Source organism: Martelella sp. FLE1502, from assembly GCF_053484255.1.
In genome coordinates this window covers 1-14,033 of record NZ_JBAKFQ010000003.1, presented here as the reverse complement: position 1 = coordinate 14,033, position 14,033 = coordinate 1, and the positions used below count along the sequence as shown (strand labels likewise).

Here is a 14,033-nt window from a genome sequence, read left to right as displayed (position 1 = left end):
GTTGATAACCCCGCGCCGTTTTTTACCCTTCGGGCAAATTTTGTGATGAAATTTTGTCTGAGCCGTGCAACGATGAAGGCAGGGTCGGCCATTGCGCGCCGGCGACCTTCCCGGACAGGGGCCGGGATCTCAGGGTTTCACGCACAGGGAACAGAGCTGCGATATGAAGAAGACCATTTTGAGCCTTATGGCTGTAGCCGCCATGTCGACCACCGCGCTGGCCGCCGATTTCAAACCGGCGCTGGTCTACGGCACGGGCGGCAAGTTCGACAAATCCTTCAATGAATCCGCCTATAACGGCGCCGAAAAATTCAAGGCCGACACCGGCGTTGAATACCGCGATTTCGAACCCACCGGCGATGCACAGGGCGAACAGGCGATCCTGAACTTCGCATCGATGGGCTTCAACCCGGTCGTGGCGCTGTCGTTCGCCTGGAAGTCGGCTGTCGAAAAGATCGCGCCGCAGTTTCCCGATACCGAGTTCTACATCGTCGATGACGTGATCGACGCGCCGAACGTCCAGTCCGTCGTCTTCAAGGAAGAGCAGGGCTCCTATCTCGTTGGCCTTCTCGGCGCGATGAAATCGGAAACCGGCACGGTCGGCTTTGTCGGCGGCATGGATATTCCGCTGATCCACAAATTCGGCTGCGGCTATGCCCAGGGCGCCCATGCGGCCAATGAAAACGTCAAGGTGCTGCGCAATTTCGTCGGCACCACGGGCGCTGCCTGGAACGACCCGGTCAAGGCCGGCGAGCTTACCAAGAACCAGATGGACCAGGGTGCCGACGTGATCTACGCGGCAGCCGGCGCCTCCGGTCTCGGCGTGCTGCAGGCCGCGGCTGACGCCGAGAAATATTCGATCGGCGTCGATTCCAACCAGAACTACGTTCATCCCGGCTCGGTTCTGACCTCAATGGTCAAGCGCGTCGACAACGCCGTCTACGATGCCTTCAAGGCCAGCCAGGACGGCAATTTCGAAGCCGGCGTCAACAGCCTTGGCGTGGCCGAGGACGGCGTGGGCTGGGCCTATGACGACAACAACAAGGCGCTGATCACCGAAGATATGATGGCCGCCGTCGAAAAGGCGAAGGAAGGCATCATCTCCGGCGAGATCGAAGTCCACGACTACGCCGTCGACAACACCTGCCCCTATTGATGTGAACCCTGGCGGGCGTCTGCGCGTGTCGCAGACGCCCGCTTTTTGATTTCCGCCCCGCGATTTTCGTCAAGCGGGCGGCGTCAACCTGCCCGCCTGTCAATGGCTGCGGCAAGACCTGTTGGAGAGTAAGAGCATTTGAGCCCCGCGATCGAACTCATCGGCATCGACAAAAGCTTTGGCCCGGTCCATGCCAACAAGGACATCAATCTCACGGTTGAGAAGGGCACGATCCACGGCATTATCGGCGAAAACGGGGCGGGCAAGTCCACGCTGATGTCGATCCTCTACGGCTTCTACCAGGCCGATAACGGCGAAATCCGGGTGAATGGCGAGAAGCTGGTGATCGCCGACACCGATGTCGCGATCGATGCCGGCATCGGCATGGTGCATCAGCACTTCATGCTGGTGGAGGATTTCACCGTTCTGGAAAACATCATGCTCGGCGCGGAAGGCGGCGCGCTGCTTGCCAAGGGCGCGAGCGCTGCCCGCAAGGAACTGAAGCGGCTTGAGGAGGAATACGGCCTGGAGGTCGATCCCGACGCCGTGATCGAGGAACTGCCGGTCGGGCTGCAACAGCGCGTCGAAATCCTGAAGGCGATGTTTCGCGGCGCCGAAATCCTGATTCTCGACGAGCCGACCGGCGTGCTGACGCCGTCGGAAGCCGATCACCTGTTCCGCATCCTCGGCATGCTGCGCGACCAGGGCAAGACCATCATTTTCATCACCCACAAGCTGCGCGAGATCATGGCGATCACCGACAAGGTCTCCGTCATGCGCCGCGGCGAGATGGTGGCGACCCGCGATACCGCCGAGACGACGGTGGAAGAGCTTGCCGAACTCATGGTCGGCCGCCGCGTGCTGCTGCGCGTGGAAAAGGGCGAGGCCAAGCCGGGCGACGTTGCGCTTTCGGTGCGCAATCTCACCGTTCACGACAGCCGCGGCGTGCCGATGGTCAAGAACGTCTCCTTCGATGTGCGCAAGGGCGAGATCGTCGGCATTGCGGGGGTTGCCGGCAACGGCCAGTCGGAACTGCTGGAGGCGCTGTCCGGCATTCGCAAGCCGCATTCCGGCGAAATCTGGATCGATGGCAAGAAGGTCGTTCACGCCGATCCGGCGAAGATCCGGCACGCAGGCGTTGCCCATATTCCCGAGGACCGCCACCATATGGGGCTGATCCTGCCGTTCGAGGAGCGCGAGAACAATATTCTCGGCTATCATCATCTTGAGAAATACGGCCGCGCAGGCGTTCTCGACCGTCAGGCGATCCTGGAGGATGCCCGCGAGAAGATCGAGAAATACGATATCCGCCCGCCCAACCCCATGCTGAAGACCGCCAATTTCTCCGGCGGCAATCAGCAGAAGATCGTGGTCGCCCGCGAGATCGAGCGCGATCCGGACATCCTGCTTGTCGGCCAGCCGACCCGCGGCGTCGATATCGGCGCGATCGAGTTCATCCACCGCCGCATCATCGACATGCGCGACGGCGGCAAGGCGGTGCTGCTCGTATCCGTCGAGCTTGACGAGATCCGCGCCCTTGCCGACCGCATTCTGGTGATGTTCGTCGGCGAGGTCGTCGGCGAAACCACGCCAACGGCGGACGAACAGAAACTCGGCCTGATGATGGCCGGGATAGCATCTTGAGGACCTCATGAGCGCCGCCAATACGCCCCTGCCCTCCTGGGTCACCTTCCTGCTGATGCCGCTGCTCAACCTCGTCACGGCGCTGGTGATTTCCGGCCTTGTGATCTGGATGATCGGCCAGAGCCCGTTCGAGGCGCTTGGCATTCTCATCAACGGCGCGCTTGGCAGCGGGATGGGAATCGGCTTCACGCTGTTTTATGCGACCAACTTCATCTTCACCGGGCTTTCGGTGGCGATGGCCTATCACGCCGGGCTGTTCAATATCGGCTCGGAGGGCCAGGCCTATGTCGGCGGGCTCGGCTGCGCGCTGGTGGCGCTGTCGCTCGGCAATTACGTGCCCTGGTATGTGACCATGCCTTTCGCCGTTCTGGGCGCGGGCATATTCGGCGCGGCCTGGGCCTTCATTCCGGCCTGGCTGCAGGCCAAGCGCGGCAGCCACATCGTGATCACCACGATCATGTTCAATTTCATCGGCGCGGCGCTGATGGTCTATCTGCTGGTGCATGTGCTCAAACCCGCCGGCGCGATGTCGCCGGAAACGCGTGGCTTCGCGCCCGGCGGCCAGCTTCCGAACCTCGACTGGCTGATGGCGATGTTCGGGTCCAGGCTTGGTCCCGCGCCCCTCAACGTCTCCTTCCTCATCGCGCTGGTCATGGGCGTTGCCGTCTGGTTCCTGATCTGGCGCACCAAGTTCGGCTATTCGGTGCGCGCGCTCGGCATGAGCAAGTCGGCCGCCACCTATGCCGGCATTCCCTATGCCCGCACGGTGATCGTCACCATGCTGCTGTCCGGCGGGCTTGCCGGCATGATGGCGCTCAATGTGGTGATGGGCTCGGCGGACCGGTTGCAGGTGGAATTCGTCGGCGGGGCGGGCTTTGTCGGCATCGCCGTGTCGCTGATGGGCCGCAACCATCCGCTGGGCATCGTGCTCGCCGCGATCCTGTTCGGCATTCTCTACCAGGGCGGCGCGCAGCTTTCCTTCATGATGCCGCAGATCACCCGCGACATGATCGTGATGATCCAGGGTCTGGTCATCCTGTTCGCCGGCGCGCTGGAATTCCTCTACCGGCCGGCGCTGGTCAGGGTGTTTTCCAGACGACAGATGACGGCGGAGGCCTGAGCCATGCAGAGCATCGACATCATCATCGGCATGCTGGGCTCGACCATCCGCCTTTCGATTCCGCTGATCTTCACGGCACTTGCCGGCCTGTTTTCGGAGCGCTCCGGCATTTTCGACATCGGGCTGGAAGGCAAGATGCTGGCCTCGGCCTTCGCGGCCGCCGTCGTTGCCTATTACACCGGCTCGCCCTGGCTCGGGCTGCTCGGCGGCATTCTGATCTCGATCGTCTTCAGCCTTGTCCACGGCTATGCCTCGATCACCGCGCGCGGCAACCAGATCGTCTCGGGCGTCGCCCTCAATTTCGTAGCGGCGGGGCTGACCGTGGTGCTCGGCAATGCCTGGTTCCGCCAGGGCGGACGCACCCCGCAGCTTGAAAACAGCGCCCGCTTTACCGGCATCGATTTTCCGGGCGCGGAGGCGGCGAGCCAGATGGGCTTCTTCGGCAAGCTCTATTCCGACGTCATTTCCGGCAACAACATCCTCGTCTATATCGCCTTCATCACCGTGCCGATCGTATGGTGGGTGGTCTACAAGACCCGCTTCGGCCTGCGCCTGCGCGCTGTCGGCGAAAATCCAGGCGCGGTGGATACGGCGGGCATTTCGGTGACGTGGCTTCGCTACCGGGCGGTGATCCTTGCCGGCCTGCTCTGCGGTTTTTCCGGCACCTATCTCGCGATCGCGCAGTCGGCGTCGTTCATCAACAACATGTCGGCCGGCAAGGGCTATATCGCGCTCGCGGCGCTGATCTTCGCCAAGTGGAAGCCGGTTCCGGTGATGTTTGCCTGCCTGCTGTTCGGCTTCCTCGAGGCACTTTCCAATTTCATGCAGGGCAAATCCATGCCGCTGATCGGCGAGGTGCCGGTGCAGGTGTTCCAGGCCATGCCCTATATCCTCACCTGCGTCCTCCTGGCGGGCTTCATCGGCACCGCCCGCCCGCCCAAGGCCGGCGGCGTGCCCTATACCAAGGAGCGCTAACATGGCGACACCCGCAGATCTTTTCGAGACCGCGCGCGCGGCAAGCGCCAAATCCTATTCGCCCTATTCCAAGTTTCCGGTGGGCGCGGCCATCCTTGCCGAGGACGGCGCGATCTATGCCGGCGCCAATGTCGAAAACCTCGCCTATCCGGAAGGCATCTGCGCCGAGGGCGTCGCGATCGGCCACATGATCATGGGCGGCGCGACGAAGATCAAGGCCGTTGCCGTCTATGCGCCGCGTCTGGCGCTGTGCTCGCCCTGCGGCGGCTGCCGCCAGAAGCTTGCCGAATTTTCCGATGCCGGGGCTGAAGTCTATCTCTGCGACGATGCCGGCGTACGCGAAACCGTGACCGTCGGCGGCCTACTGCCCCACGCCTTCGATACCGAGGACATCGGATGACCGAGGCAGCGCTTCTGCTGAAGGAGGCGCTCGGCGACCTTTCGCCGCGCCATGCGATCGTGCTCGGCTCCGGCCTTGGCGGGCTGGCGGACGAGATCGAAAACCCGACACGCTTTGCCTTTTCCGAGCTTCCCGGTTTTCCCGTAGGCGGCGTCAGCGGCCATCACGGCAGTCTCGTTGCCGGCCTTCTTGCCGGCACACCGGTTGTCGTGCTTTCCGGACGCGTACATTATTACGAGCAGGGCGATGCCGCGGCGATGCGCCTGCCGCTGGAAACGCTGACCGCACTCGGAGTGGAAAATCTTATCCTCAGCAATGCCGCCGGATCGCTGCATGAGGACATGCCGCCCGGCTCGGTGATGCTGATCACCGACCATATCAACTATTCCGGCATGAACCCGCTGATCGGTGAAACATCCGACCGACGGTTCACCGGAATGAGCCGTGCCTATGACCGCGAACTCGCCGACGCCATGCGGGCGGCGGCGGCCGATCTCGACATAATACTTGCGGAAGGCACATATATGTGGTTTTCAGGACCGAGCTTCGAAACGCCGGCGGAGATCCGCATGGCCCGGGTGCTCGGCGCCGACGCAGTCGGCATGTCGACGGTGCCCGAGGTTATACTGGCGCGCTTTCTGGGTCTGAAGGTCGCCGCGGCCTCCGTCATCACCAATTTCGGGGCGGGTATGAGCCAGGGGGAGCTTGACCATGACGAAACCAAGAAAATGGCGCCGATCGGCGGCCGGAAACTGGCCGCCATCGTCAAGCGCGCGATCGGCAAGGGGTAAGCCATGAAACACCACACGCTTCAGGAGGCCGCGTCGGTCTCGCTTTCGCTGCTTGACCTGACCAATCTGAACGACGACTGCACCGACAAGGATATCGAGACGCTGCTGGAGCGCGCCCATACGCCCTACGGCACGCCGGCGGCGATCTGCATCTGGCCGCGCTTCGTCAGCCTTGCCCGGCAGATGCTCGGCCCCGACCATCTGATCAAGATCGCGACCGTGGTGAATTTTCCCGCGGGCGACATGTCGATCTCGGCCGTGGAGGAAGAGACCGAACAGGCGATCCGCGACGGCGCCGACGAAATTGACCTGGTGATCCCCTATGCCAAGCTGAAGGCCGGCAATGAATGGGCTGTCAGTGAGATGATCCGCGCCGTGCGTTTTCTCTGCCGCGAACCGGTGCTGCTGAAGGTCATTCTGGAGACCGGCGAACTGGCCGATGCCGGCCTGATCCGCAAGGCCGCGGAGCTCGCGATTGCCGAGGGCGCGGACTTCATCAAGACCTCAACCGGCAAGGTCAAGATCAACGCCACGCTGGAAGCCGCCGACATCATGCTAGGCGTCATCCGCCAGACCGACCGCAAGGTCGGCATCAAGCCCGCCGGCGGCATCTCTTCGGTGCGCGACGCCCAGCTCTATCTGAGCCTCGCCGAAACCGTGATGGGCGAAGGCTGGGTGATGCCCACGACCTTCCGCTTCGGCGCATCCGGCCTTCTGAACGACATCCAGGCCGTGCTTGACGGCAAGCAGTCGAGCGCGGCGTCCGGCGGTTACTGAGCCATGCTCGCCCAGGAGATCATCCGCAGGAAACGCGACGGGTTGACGCTCTCGGGCGAGGAGATCGCCAGCTTCGTGCGCGCGCTCAGCGACGAGACGCTTTCGGAGGCACAGGCCGCCGCTTTCGCCATGGCCGTGTTCTTCCGCGGCATGGACGAAGCGGAAACCGTGGCGCTGACGCTTGCCATGCGCGATTCCGGCCATGTGCTGTCCTGGCCCGGCATCGAGCGTCCGATCGCCGACAAGCATTCCACCGGCGGCATCGGCGACAATGTCTCGCTGATGCTTGCCCCGATCGCGGCCGCCGCGGGCCTGGCCGTGCCGATGATCTCGGGCCGCGGGCTCGGCCCCTCTGGCGGCACGCTCGACAAGCTGGAATCGATACCCGGCTACAATATCAGTCCCGATGAAACGACGCTCCGGCGGGTCATCAATGAGACCGGCTCAGCGATCATCGGCCAGACGGCGGAACTCGCGCCGGCCGACAAGCGGCTCTATGCGATACGCGATGTCACGGCCACCGTCGAATCCATGCCGCTGATCGTCTCGTCGATCCTGTCGAAAAAGCTCGCGGCCGGGCTGCAAACGCTGGTGCTGGATGTGAAGTTCGGCAATGGCGCGTTCATGACCGATCCCGAGGACGCCAAGGCTCTCGCCCGCCTTCTGGTGCGGGTCGCAAGCGGCGCCGGGCTCGCCACCACGGCGCTCGTCACCGACATGAACGAGCCGCTCGCCGATGCCGTCGGCAATGCGGTGGAGATCGAAAACGCGCTGTCGTTTCTAAAGGGCGACAAGACCGGGACGCGGCTTGAAGCGGTGGTGCTCGCCTTCGCCGCCGAGATGATCGCCAATGCCGGCCTTGCCGAAGACCATGACCGCGCGCGCGAAATGGCGCTCGAGACGCTAACAAGCGGCAGAGCGCTTGAGAGTTTCGGCCGGATGGTGTCGGGTCTTGGCGGGCCGGCGGACTTCGTCGAGCGTTGGGAGAGCTATCTTCCAAAGGCCGCGATTATCCGCGCGGTCGAAGCCCCCACCTCCGGCTATCTTTCCGCCTGCGACGCCAGGGCGATCGGTCTGAGCGTGGTATCGCTCGGCGGCGGGCGGCAGCTTCCAAAGGACCGCATCGACCACAGCGTCGGCTATTCCGGGCTGAAGCCGCTCGGGTCCAGGATCGAGGCCGGCGAACCGCTCGCCATGCTTCATGCCGCCGGCGAGGACGATTGGCGGCAGGCCGCCGCCAGCCTGCGCGCGGCCATCACCATCACCGACAGCCCACCGGTAGAACGCCCACTCATCCTTGACCGGGTCGACCTGCGGGGCGACGACCTGTAGTCTCGGCAACACATGCATCAGCAGAAGGACGCACCGATGACCTTCAAGACCCTGCTCGCCATTCTCGTTCTCTCCGCCCCGGCATTTGCCGCCGAGCCGACAGAGCCGGTGCGCGAGGTGATGGCCGTGACGGAGAAAAACTGGGCCGAAGGCGCCTCGGACTACGAGCCGCTGTTCTCCGACAAACGCCTGTCCCGTCTCTTCAGCGCGGATTTCCAGACGCTCTATGCCGAGGCGATGGAAACGCCCTATGCTACGGAAGCCGGCTCCCCCTTCGACTATGACGTCGTGACCAATGCCCAGGACGGTTGCCCACTCGAAAACGTGATGATCTCGCCGCCGACCCGGGACGGTGCAGCAACCCATGTCACCGTGGAGTTCCAGTCATTCGCCTGCATGGGCGAAGCCGATGAATACCAGATCTTTTCGACCGCGCGTTTTACCCTCGTGGAGGAAGACGGCGTTGCCCGCATCGACGATATTCTGGCGACCAATCCCGACGGCATCGCAATCTCGGCCAAGGAGCAGTTGCAGGCCGTGATCGATACCGAGGAGTGAGCGAGCCGGCTCTCCGACAAATGCGGATATCAACTCAGTGGATCGTAAATTCCCCCGACACCTGTCGCCATTCATTGGGGCCGATCAGCCGCCTGTGGGCGTAGCGGACGGAATGCAGCGGCCCGTCGAGCTTTTCCCGCCAGAAATCGAGGAACTTGTGCATCTCGGGAAAGTCGGGGGCAAGATCGTAGTCCTGCCAGACATAGGTCTGAAGCAGGCTTTCGAAATCCGGCAGGCGGTAGAGGATATGCGCTGTCGTGAGCCCGTAGCCGGCAAGCTGCAACTCGAAGTCCGATGCAAGTTTCATGGTCCACCTCATTATCGTTGACAATATCAGAGGCTGACGTATTTTGCCGGCGGCTTCAATCTGAAAATTTCGTTTTAATAAACAAATTCGATATCTTGGCAGCGCTTCGCCTTGAGTGCTGCCAAGAAATCCGAAAGGCTCAGTCCCAATCGGGCGCCCATTCCGGATCGATCAATCGCATGCCCGCATCGAGCTCGCGGATGCGCATGACCTCCTCGCCGGAGAGCCGGATCGACGCCGCGTCCAGATTGGACTTCACCCGTTCGGGCCGGCTTGAGGTCGGGATCACCACATGGCCTTCCGCCATCAGGAAGGCGAGCGCGATGACGCCTTCGCCGGTCTCGTGCGCGTCCGCCACTTCCTTCAGGATCGGATTGCCGACAACCATGCCCTGGGCGAGCGGCGAGTAGGCCGTGAGCGCGATATCGTGCGCCCGGCAGTAATCGGCCACGACCCTGTTCTGGTTGAACACGTGGCACTCGACCTGATTGGTGGAAATCTTGCGGTCGCCGAGAAGACGCGCAGCTTCCGCCAGCAGGGTCGTGTTGAAATTGGACACGCCGATACGTTTGGTCAGGCCGTCGTCATAGACAGCGGCGAGTTCGCCGATATAGTCCTCGAACGCGGGTCCGTCCGGGCGGCCGGGCCAGTGCAGCAAGAGCAGATCGAGCTTGTCGAGCCGCAGCCGCGCCATACTCTCCTCCACGCTCGGACGGAAGGAAGCCGGGCCGTAATTGTCGATCCAGACCTTGGTAGTGACGAAGATATCCGCAGGCGTGAAGCCGGAATCGGAAATCGCATTGCCGACTTCGGTTTCGTTGTCATAGGCCTGGGCGGTATCGATGTGGCGGTAGCCGGCTTCGAGAGCGGCGATCACCGTATCGTAGGCTTCGCTGTCATTCCGCTTCCAGGTTCCGAATCCCATCTGCGGTATGCCGTTGACGGTCTTCATTGTCATGTATCATTCCCTACGACGCGCGAACGGAAAGGCGGCGGGCAAGCCCGCCGACCGTTTTCCGTTGCCGTCGTCAATTCTTTTTCTGGTAGGCGCGCATCAGCACGAAGGCCAGCGCGGCGATGGAGGCGACGCCCGTGATCGGCTTCTGGTTGATCATGGTCGGCACGACGCCGACCACGCTTTGAAGCATCTCCTCGGTCGCATATTTCGCGGCGTGGAAACGCCGCCGCTCCATGCGGTTCATCATCATCGCATAGGCAAGGACGAACAGCGCCAGCGCGAGCGAAGCGATGGCGATCGTCAAGGTGGCGCCGAGGGGGCCGAATTTTTCCGCAAGATAGATGGCAAGCGCTGCAACGCCGCTGACAAAGGCGGCGAGAAACAGGAAGAACAGAATAACGGCGACAACCGCGTTCCGCTTGGCTGAACGCGCAATGATGCGGCCATCCACTGCCATGGCGGCCGCCACGAGTGATATGAGCCGATCCATCATCTAGCGCCGCGTCAGGAGCGCCATCAGAAATCCGAACCCTGCAGCCATCAGGATCGACTGAAGCGGACGGCTGCGGATATGATCCTCAACATCTTCCTCGAAGGAAAGCGCCTCGTCGCGAGCGCGGTCATAGGCATCCTGACCGCTCTTGATCGCATCGTCGCGGAACTTCTCGGCCTTGACGCGAGCGTCACTGGCCTTCTGATTGCCAAGCGCGCCGATCATCTTCGTCAGTTCGGCGATATCGCCGCGCAGCTGATCGATCTGCGCCTGAATGTCGGCTTCCGTCGTCTTGCCCGCCTGGGCTTCCGTCGATTTATTGGCTACCATTGTGAACTCCTGAAATTAGGCTACTTCCTTACGATAACGCCCGAGCATGATCCTTGTTCCAGATCAAAGCAACAGGGAACGCGAAAATCAGCCCGCCAGAGCCTGATCAGGCCCCTCACGATAAAAGGTCTCCACATGGGAGCGGATGGCAAGGCGCAGTTCTTCCATCGTCTCGTAGAACCGGCCGTCGAGACCATGCACGTGAAACTTCACCGCCACGAACTTCAAGCGACCGTTTTCGGGGATGACGATGCCGACCGGCTGGCCGGCGAATTCAACCATCTGCTTTTTCATGAAATGCACCTCCGACCCTTGAAAAGCGGCCGGCCTCTTATGTTTTAGACGTATGTTTTCAACCTGCGTGTGCAGTCCGACGCATATGAAACCGGGCGCTTCTCAGGACAAAGCCAAAGCCGGGCTCCGGTTGATGGGTCATGCCGCACTGCCTTTCGAAGGACAGACGCAAAACAGGACATAATTGAGATATCGGCGTTGATTGATTTCTAAAGTATCCATCTCGACGGGCATCGAACGCCTCCTCTCCCTGAAACGGCACAGGGCCGCATTCCGGTTATCCTGATAGCCAAAACCGGCCACGAATACCAGAGTTATATTTTACCGATAATGAGGATATTCTTCAAATTCATGACACAATCGCTCGAAAAATTGAAATTTATTTTCCGGGCGAAAGCACCGATGGGTCCGTAATCCTCCGCCTTCCCATAGATAGCGCGAGGCAAACGACGAACAAGGGCCCGGCCGATAAAATTGACCGTCCGTCAACAAATACAATCCCTGGATGCAGCCTGAATTATGACCGCGTTGCAGGCCGGGGCCTCAGCCCATCCGCTCGGAGGCGTAGGAGCCCGCAGACGGCGCAAAAATCACCGTGCGGTTGCCGTTGATGAACACCCGATGATGGATATGGGCGTGGATGGCGCGGGCCAGAACCAGCGCCTCGACATCGCGCCCGAGCGCCACATAGTCGTCCGGGCTCTGGGCATGGGTGATGCGCACTGTCTCCTGCTCGATGATCGGCCCCTCGTCGAGATCCGGCGTCACGTAATGCGCGGTGGCGCCGATCAGCTTCACGCCGCGCTGATAGGCCTGCTTGTAGGGATTGGCGCCCTTGAAGGACGGCAGGAAGGAATGGTGGATATTGATCACCTGCCCCTCCATCTTCCGGCACAGCGCATCGGAAAGAACCTGCATGTAGCGCGCCAGCACCACGAGTTCGGTATCGGTCTGGTCGATCAGCTCCATCAGCCGCGCCTCTGCCGCCGCCTTGTTCTCCTTGTTCACCGGAATATGGAAGAACGGAATATCATGATTGACCACCAGCTTCTGGTAATCGAGATGGTTCGAGACGACGCCGACGATATCGATCGGCAGCGCGCCGATCCGCCAGCGATAGAGCAGGTCGTTGAGGCAATGGCCGAAGCGCGAGACCATGATCAGCGTCTTCATCCTGTAGGAGCCGTCATGGAACTTGTAATCCATCGAAAACGGGGCCGCGATCGCCTCGAAACCGTCTTTCAGTCTGTCGAGGCTGGCGCCGGTTTCTGAAATGAAACTGATGCGGATGAAAAACCGGCCGGTGTCCAGGTCGTCATATTGCGAACTGTCGATGATGTTGCAGCCCTCGGTGGCGAGATAGCCGGAGATCGCGGCAACAATGCCGCGCGTGGACGGGCAGGTCACCGTAAGCACATAATCATTCATAGCCGTCTCCCATTCCTTGAGGGCCAACCTGTCGCGGCGGCCGATCGGTCATAAAAGCTTGCGGCAGCGCTTTCAACCGCTGCCGTGTCCAGCGCATCAGACTATGGGCGGGCCGATCGCGCTTTTGCATTGGCGACGCATAAAGGTCGATTGCCGCCACGCAAGCAGGCTGAGGTCGGTCATAACTGGAAAAACGACGGCCGGGAAACCAAATAAGATATGTCGCCGTATCATTGACAAAGGTGTGCGCTATATTCCTGTTAATTCATCGCTGCTACCATAGAGGCGCCATTTGATGGAGCCATGTCCGGAGTTTTGTGAATGCCAAGTCTGAAAGGGTTTTTGCCGTGCCCCAGCGCCTCTGCCAGCATCAGAAAGCTGTTTTTTACGGCGGCTGTTTCGCTGACCGCCCTTTCGGTCTCGGCGCAGGCCGGCATGGCCGCCGATTGTGAGATGAGCCTGCGCGGCATCAATGTCGCCGGCGCGGAATTCGGCAAGCCGGGCGATCCCTATGGCGAGGGTTATATCTATCCCTCCAAGGAAACCATCGATTCGCTTGCCAATGACAAATTCAACGCCATCCGCCTGCCCTTTCTGTGGGAGCGTCTACAGCCGCAGTTGAACGGCATACTGGATTCCACGGAACTGTCGCGCATTCAGCAAACGGTGGACGACGCCCATGCCAACAACATGGTGGTGATCCTCGATCCCCATAATTACGCGCGTTATCGCGGCGAGGTGATCGGCAGCCCAAACGTGCCGGTCGAAGCCTTCGCCGATTTCTGGAAGCGCCTTGGCGCCGTGTTCGCCAATGACGAGGATGTGATCTTCGGCCTGATGAACGAGCCGCATGACATCGAAGCCGTGGACTGGCTGACGGCGGCAAACGCGGCGCTGAAATCGATCCGCGATATCGGCGCCGGCAATCTCGTGCTCGTGCCCGGCACCGCCTGGTCCGGCGCGCATAGCTGGAGCCAGAGTTTCTACGGCAACTCCAATGCATCGGTGATGACCGGCGTGCAGGACCCCGTCGACAATTTCGCCTTCGAGGTGCACCAATATGCCGATGACGATTTTTCGGGCAAAGCCGACAACTGCAACAAGATCGATGGCGCCGTGAGCGCCATCCAGAGCTTCACCAACTGGCTGAACGCCAATGATTACCAGGGCTTCCTCGGCGAATTCGGCACAACCGACCAACTTTCCTGCCTCAAGGGGTTGAAGCAGATGGTCGACATCATCGAGCAAAATCCCAAGGCCTGGATCGGATGGGCATATTGGGCAAGCGGCGAATGGTGGCCGAAGAATTCGCCGATGATCATCCAGCCGGATCTGCGCAATGGCGGCAAGGCGCAGCTCACCACGCTGCAGCCGGTCCTGAACGAACCGGACACACGGCTCGCCTGCAACGCCCACTAGAGCATCAGGCGTGATGAATGAATCGTATGGGATTCCGTTTTGGTGCGATTT

The 14,033-nt window shown here is 61.3% G+C and carries 16 protein-coding genes; 10 read left to right on the top strand and 6 right to left on the bottom strand.

From position 1 onward, the window contains the following. Nucleotides 1-163 precede the first annotated feature (163 nt). The 9 genes from V6767_RS03360 to V6767_RS03320 all read left to right on the top strand — a co-directional run bounded on the left by V6767_RS03360 (nucleotide 164) and on the right by V6767_RS03320 (nucleotide 8,753). Nucleotides 164-1,156, top strand: a complete 993-nt coding sequence (locus V6767_RS03360; protein ID WP_448432273.1) for a BMP family lipoprotein — start codon at nucleotides 164-166, stop codon at nucleotides 1,154-1,156. A gap of 138 nt (nucleotides 1,157-1,294) precedes the next feature. After that, the gene (locus V6767_RS03355; protein ID WP_448472138.1) at nucleotides 1,295-2,800 is read left to right on the top strand and encodes an ABC transporter ATP-binding protein; all 1,506 of its coding nucleotides are present in this window, start codon (nucleotides 1,295-1,297) and stop codon (nucleotides 2,798-2,800) included. 7 nt (nucleotides 2,801-2,807) lie between these two features. Further along, nucleotides 2,808-3,920, top strand: a complete 1,113-nt coding sequence (locus V6767_RS03350; protein WP_448472137.1) for an ABC transporter permease — start codon at nucleotides 2,808-2,810, stop codon at nucleotides 3,918-3,920. A 3-nt stretch (nucleotides 3,921-3,923) separates the two neighbouring features. Continuing rightward, a complete protein-coding gene (locus V6767_RS03345; protein ID WP_448432279.1) occupies nucleotides 3,924-4,895 on the top strand; it encodes an ABC transporter permease in 972 nt (323 codons plus the stop codon). A 1-nt stretch (nucleotide 4,896) separates the two neighbouring features. Next, entirely contained in the window at nucleotides 4,897-5,295 is a 399-nt protein-coding gene (cdd, locus tag V6767_RS03340; RefSeq protein WP_448472136.1) for a cytidine deaminase, read from the top strand. Continuing rightward, nucleotides 5,292-6,086: a purine-nucleoside phosphorylase gene (locus V6767_RS03335; protein ID WP_448472135.1), complete on the top strand. Its 795-nt coding sequence runs from the start codon at nucleotides 5,292-5,294 to the stop codon at nucleotides 6,084-6,086. The genes cdd and V6767_RS03335 overlap by 4 nt, the downstream gene beginning before the upstream one ends. A gap of 3 nt (nucleotides 6,087-6,089) precedes the next feature. Continuing rightward, complete coding sequence (deoC, locus tag V6767_RS03330; protein ID WP_448472134.1) at nucleotides 6,090-6,863, top strand: deoxyribose-phosphate aldolase; 774 nt, start codon at nucleotides 6,090-6,092, stop codon at nucleotides 6,861-6,863. Nucleotides 6,864-6,866: 3 nt separating this feature from the next. Further along, a complete protein-coding gene (gene deoA, locus V6767_RS03325) occupies nucleotides 6,867-8,195 on the top strand; it encodes a thymidine phosphorylase (RefSeq protein WP_448472133.1) in 1,329 nt (442 codons plus the stop codon). 36 nt (nucleotides 8,196-8,231) lie between these two features. Next, nucleotides 8,232-8,753 (top strand): hypothetical protein, encoded by a 522-nt coding sequence (locus V6767_RS03320; protein WP_448472132.1) that lies wholly within the window; start codon nucleotides 8,232-8,234, stop codon nucleotides 8,751-8,753. Nucleotides 8,754-8,787: 34 nt separating this feature from the next. Here the strand turns inward: V6767_RS03320 and V6767_RS03315 are convergent, their stop codons facing one another. From V6767_RS03315 to purU, 6 genes are all read right to left on the bottom strand, one after another. After that, complete coding sequence (locus tag V6767_RS03315; RefSeq protein WP_448432291.1) at nucleotides 8,788-9,060, bottom strand: usg protein; 273 nt, start codon at nucleotides 9,058-9,060, stop codon at nucleotides 8,788-8,790. 139 nt (nucleotides 9,061-9,199) lie between these two features. Continuing rightward, on the bottom strand, nucleotides 9,200-10,018 hold the full coding sequence (locus V6767_RS03310; RefSeq protein ID WP_448472131.1) for an aldo/keto reductase: 819 nt from the start codon (nucleotides 10,016-10,018) through the stop codon (nucleotides 9,200-9,202). 70 nt (nucleotides 10,019-10,088) lie between these two features. Beyond that, the gene (locus V6767_RS03305; protein WP_448472130.1) at nucleotides 10,089-10,475 is read right to left on the bottom strand and encodes a hypothetical protein; all 387 of its coding nucleotides are present in this window, start codon (nucleotides 10,473-10,475) and stop codon (nucleotides 10,089-10,091) included. 36 nt (nucleotides 10,476-10,511) lie between these two features. After that, nucleotides 10,512-10,841, bottom strand: a complete 330-nt coding sequence (locus V6767_RS03300) for a DUF883 family protein (protein ID WP_448432297.1) — start codon at nucleotides 10,839-10,841, stop codon at nucleotides 10,512-10,514. 87 nt (nucleotides 10,842-10,928) lie between these two features. Then, complete coding sequence (locus V6767_RS03295; protein ID WP_448472129.1) at nucleotides 10,929-11,135, bottom strand: hypothetical protein; 207 nt, start codon at nucleotides 11,133-11,135, stop codon at nucleotides 10,929-10,931. 543 nt (nucleotides 11,136-11,678) lie between these two features. Next, nucleotides 11,679-12,563: a formyltetrahydrofolate deformylase gene (gene purU, locus V6767_RS03290; RefSeq protein WP_448472128.1), complete on the bottom strand. Its 885-nt coding sequence runs from the start codon at nucleotides 12,561-12,563 to the stop codon at nucleotides 11,679-11,681. A 321-nt stretch (nucleotides 12,564-12,884) separates the two neighbouring features. Between purU and cel5A the strand changes: the two genes are divergently transcribed. Continuing rightward, nucleotides 12,885-13,982 carry an endoglucanase Cel5A gene (gene cel5A / locus V6767_RS03285; protein ID WP_448472127.1) on the top strand — a complete coding sequence of 366 codons (1,098 nt, stop codon included), beginning with the start codon at nucleotides 12,885-12,887 and terminating at the stop codon, nucleotides 13,980-13,982. Nucleotides 13,983-14,033: the final 51 nt, after the last annotated feature.

Bases quoted from the DNA above. Each gene is read 5' to 3' on its own strand.
- V6767_RS03360 (WP_448432273.1), top strand. From the start codon at position 164: ATGAAGAAGACCATTTTGAGCCTTATGGCTGTAGCCGCCATGTCGACC.
- deoA (WP_448472133.1), top strand. From the start codon at position 6,867: ATGCTCGCCCAGGAGATCATCCGCAGGAAACGCGACGGGTTGACGCTC.
- purU (WP_448472128.1), bottom strand. From the start codon at position 12,563: ATGAATGATTATGTGCTTACGGTGACCTGCCCGTCCACGCGCGGCATT.
- V6767_RS03300 (WP_448432297.1), bottom strand. From the start codon at position 10,841: ATGGTAGCCAATAAATCGACGGAAGCCCAGGCGGGCAAGACGACGGAA.
- cdd (WP_448472136.1), top strand. From the start codon at position 4,897: ATGGCGACACCCGCAGATCTTTTCGAGACCGCGCGCGCGGCAAGCGCC.
- V6767_RS03345 (WP_448432279.1), top strand. From the start codon at position 3,924: ATGCAGAGCATCGACATCATCATCGGCATGCTGGGCTCGACCATCCGC.
- V6767_RS03320 (WP_448472132.1), top strand. From the start codon at position 8,232: ATGACCTTCAAGACCCTGCTCGCCATTCTCGTTCTCTCCGCCCCGGCA.
- V6767_RS03305 (WP_448472130.1), bottom strand. From the start codon at position 10,475: ATGGCAGTGGATGGCCGCATCATTGCGCGTTCAGCCAAGCGGAACGCG.
- V6767_RS03315 (WP_448432291.1), bottom strand. From the start codon at position 9,060: ATGAAACTTGCATCGGACTTCGAGTTGCAGCTTGCCGGCTACGGGCTC.
- V6767_RS03335 (WP_448472135.1), top strand. From the start codon at position 5,292: ATGACCGAGGCAGCGCTTCTGCTGAAGGAGGCGCTCGGCGACCTTTCG.
- V6767_RS03295 (WP_448472129.1), bottom strand. From the start codon at position 11,135: ATGAAAAAGCAGATGGTTGAATTCGCCGGCCAGCCGGTCGGCATCGTC.
- cel5A (WP_448472127.1), top strand. From the start codon at position 12,885: ATGCCAAGTCTGAAAGGGTTTTTGCCGTGCCCCAGCGCCTCTGCCAGC.
- V6767_RS03310 (WP_448472131.1), bottom strand. From the start codon at position 10,018: ATGACAATGAAGACCGTCAACGGCATACCGCAGATGGGATTCGGAACC.
- V6767_RS03350 (WP_448472137.1), top strand. From the start codon at position 2,808: ATGAGCGCCGCCAATACGCCCCTGCCCTCCTGGGTCACCTTCCTGCTG.
- deoC (WP_448472134.1), top strand. From the start codon at position 6,090: ATGAAACACCACACGCTTCAGGAGGCCGCGTCGGTCTCGCTTTCGCTG.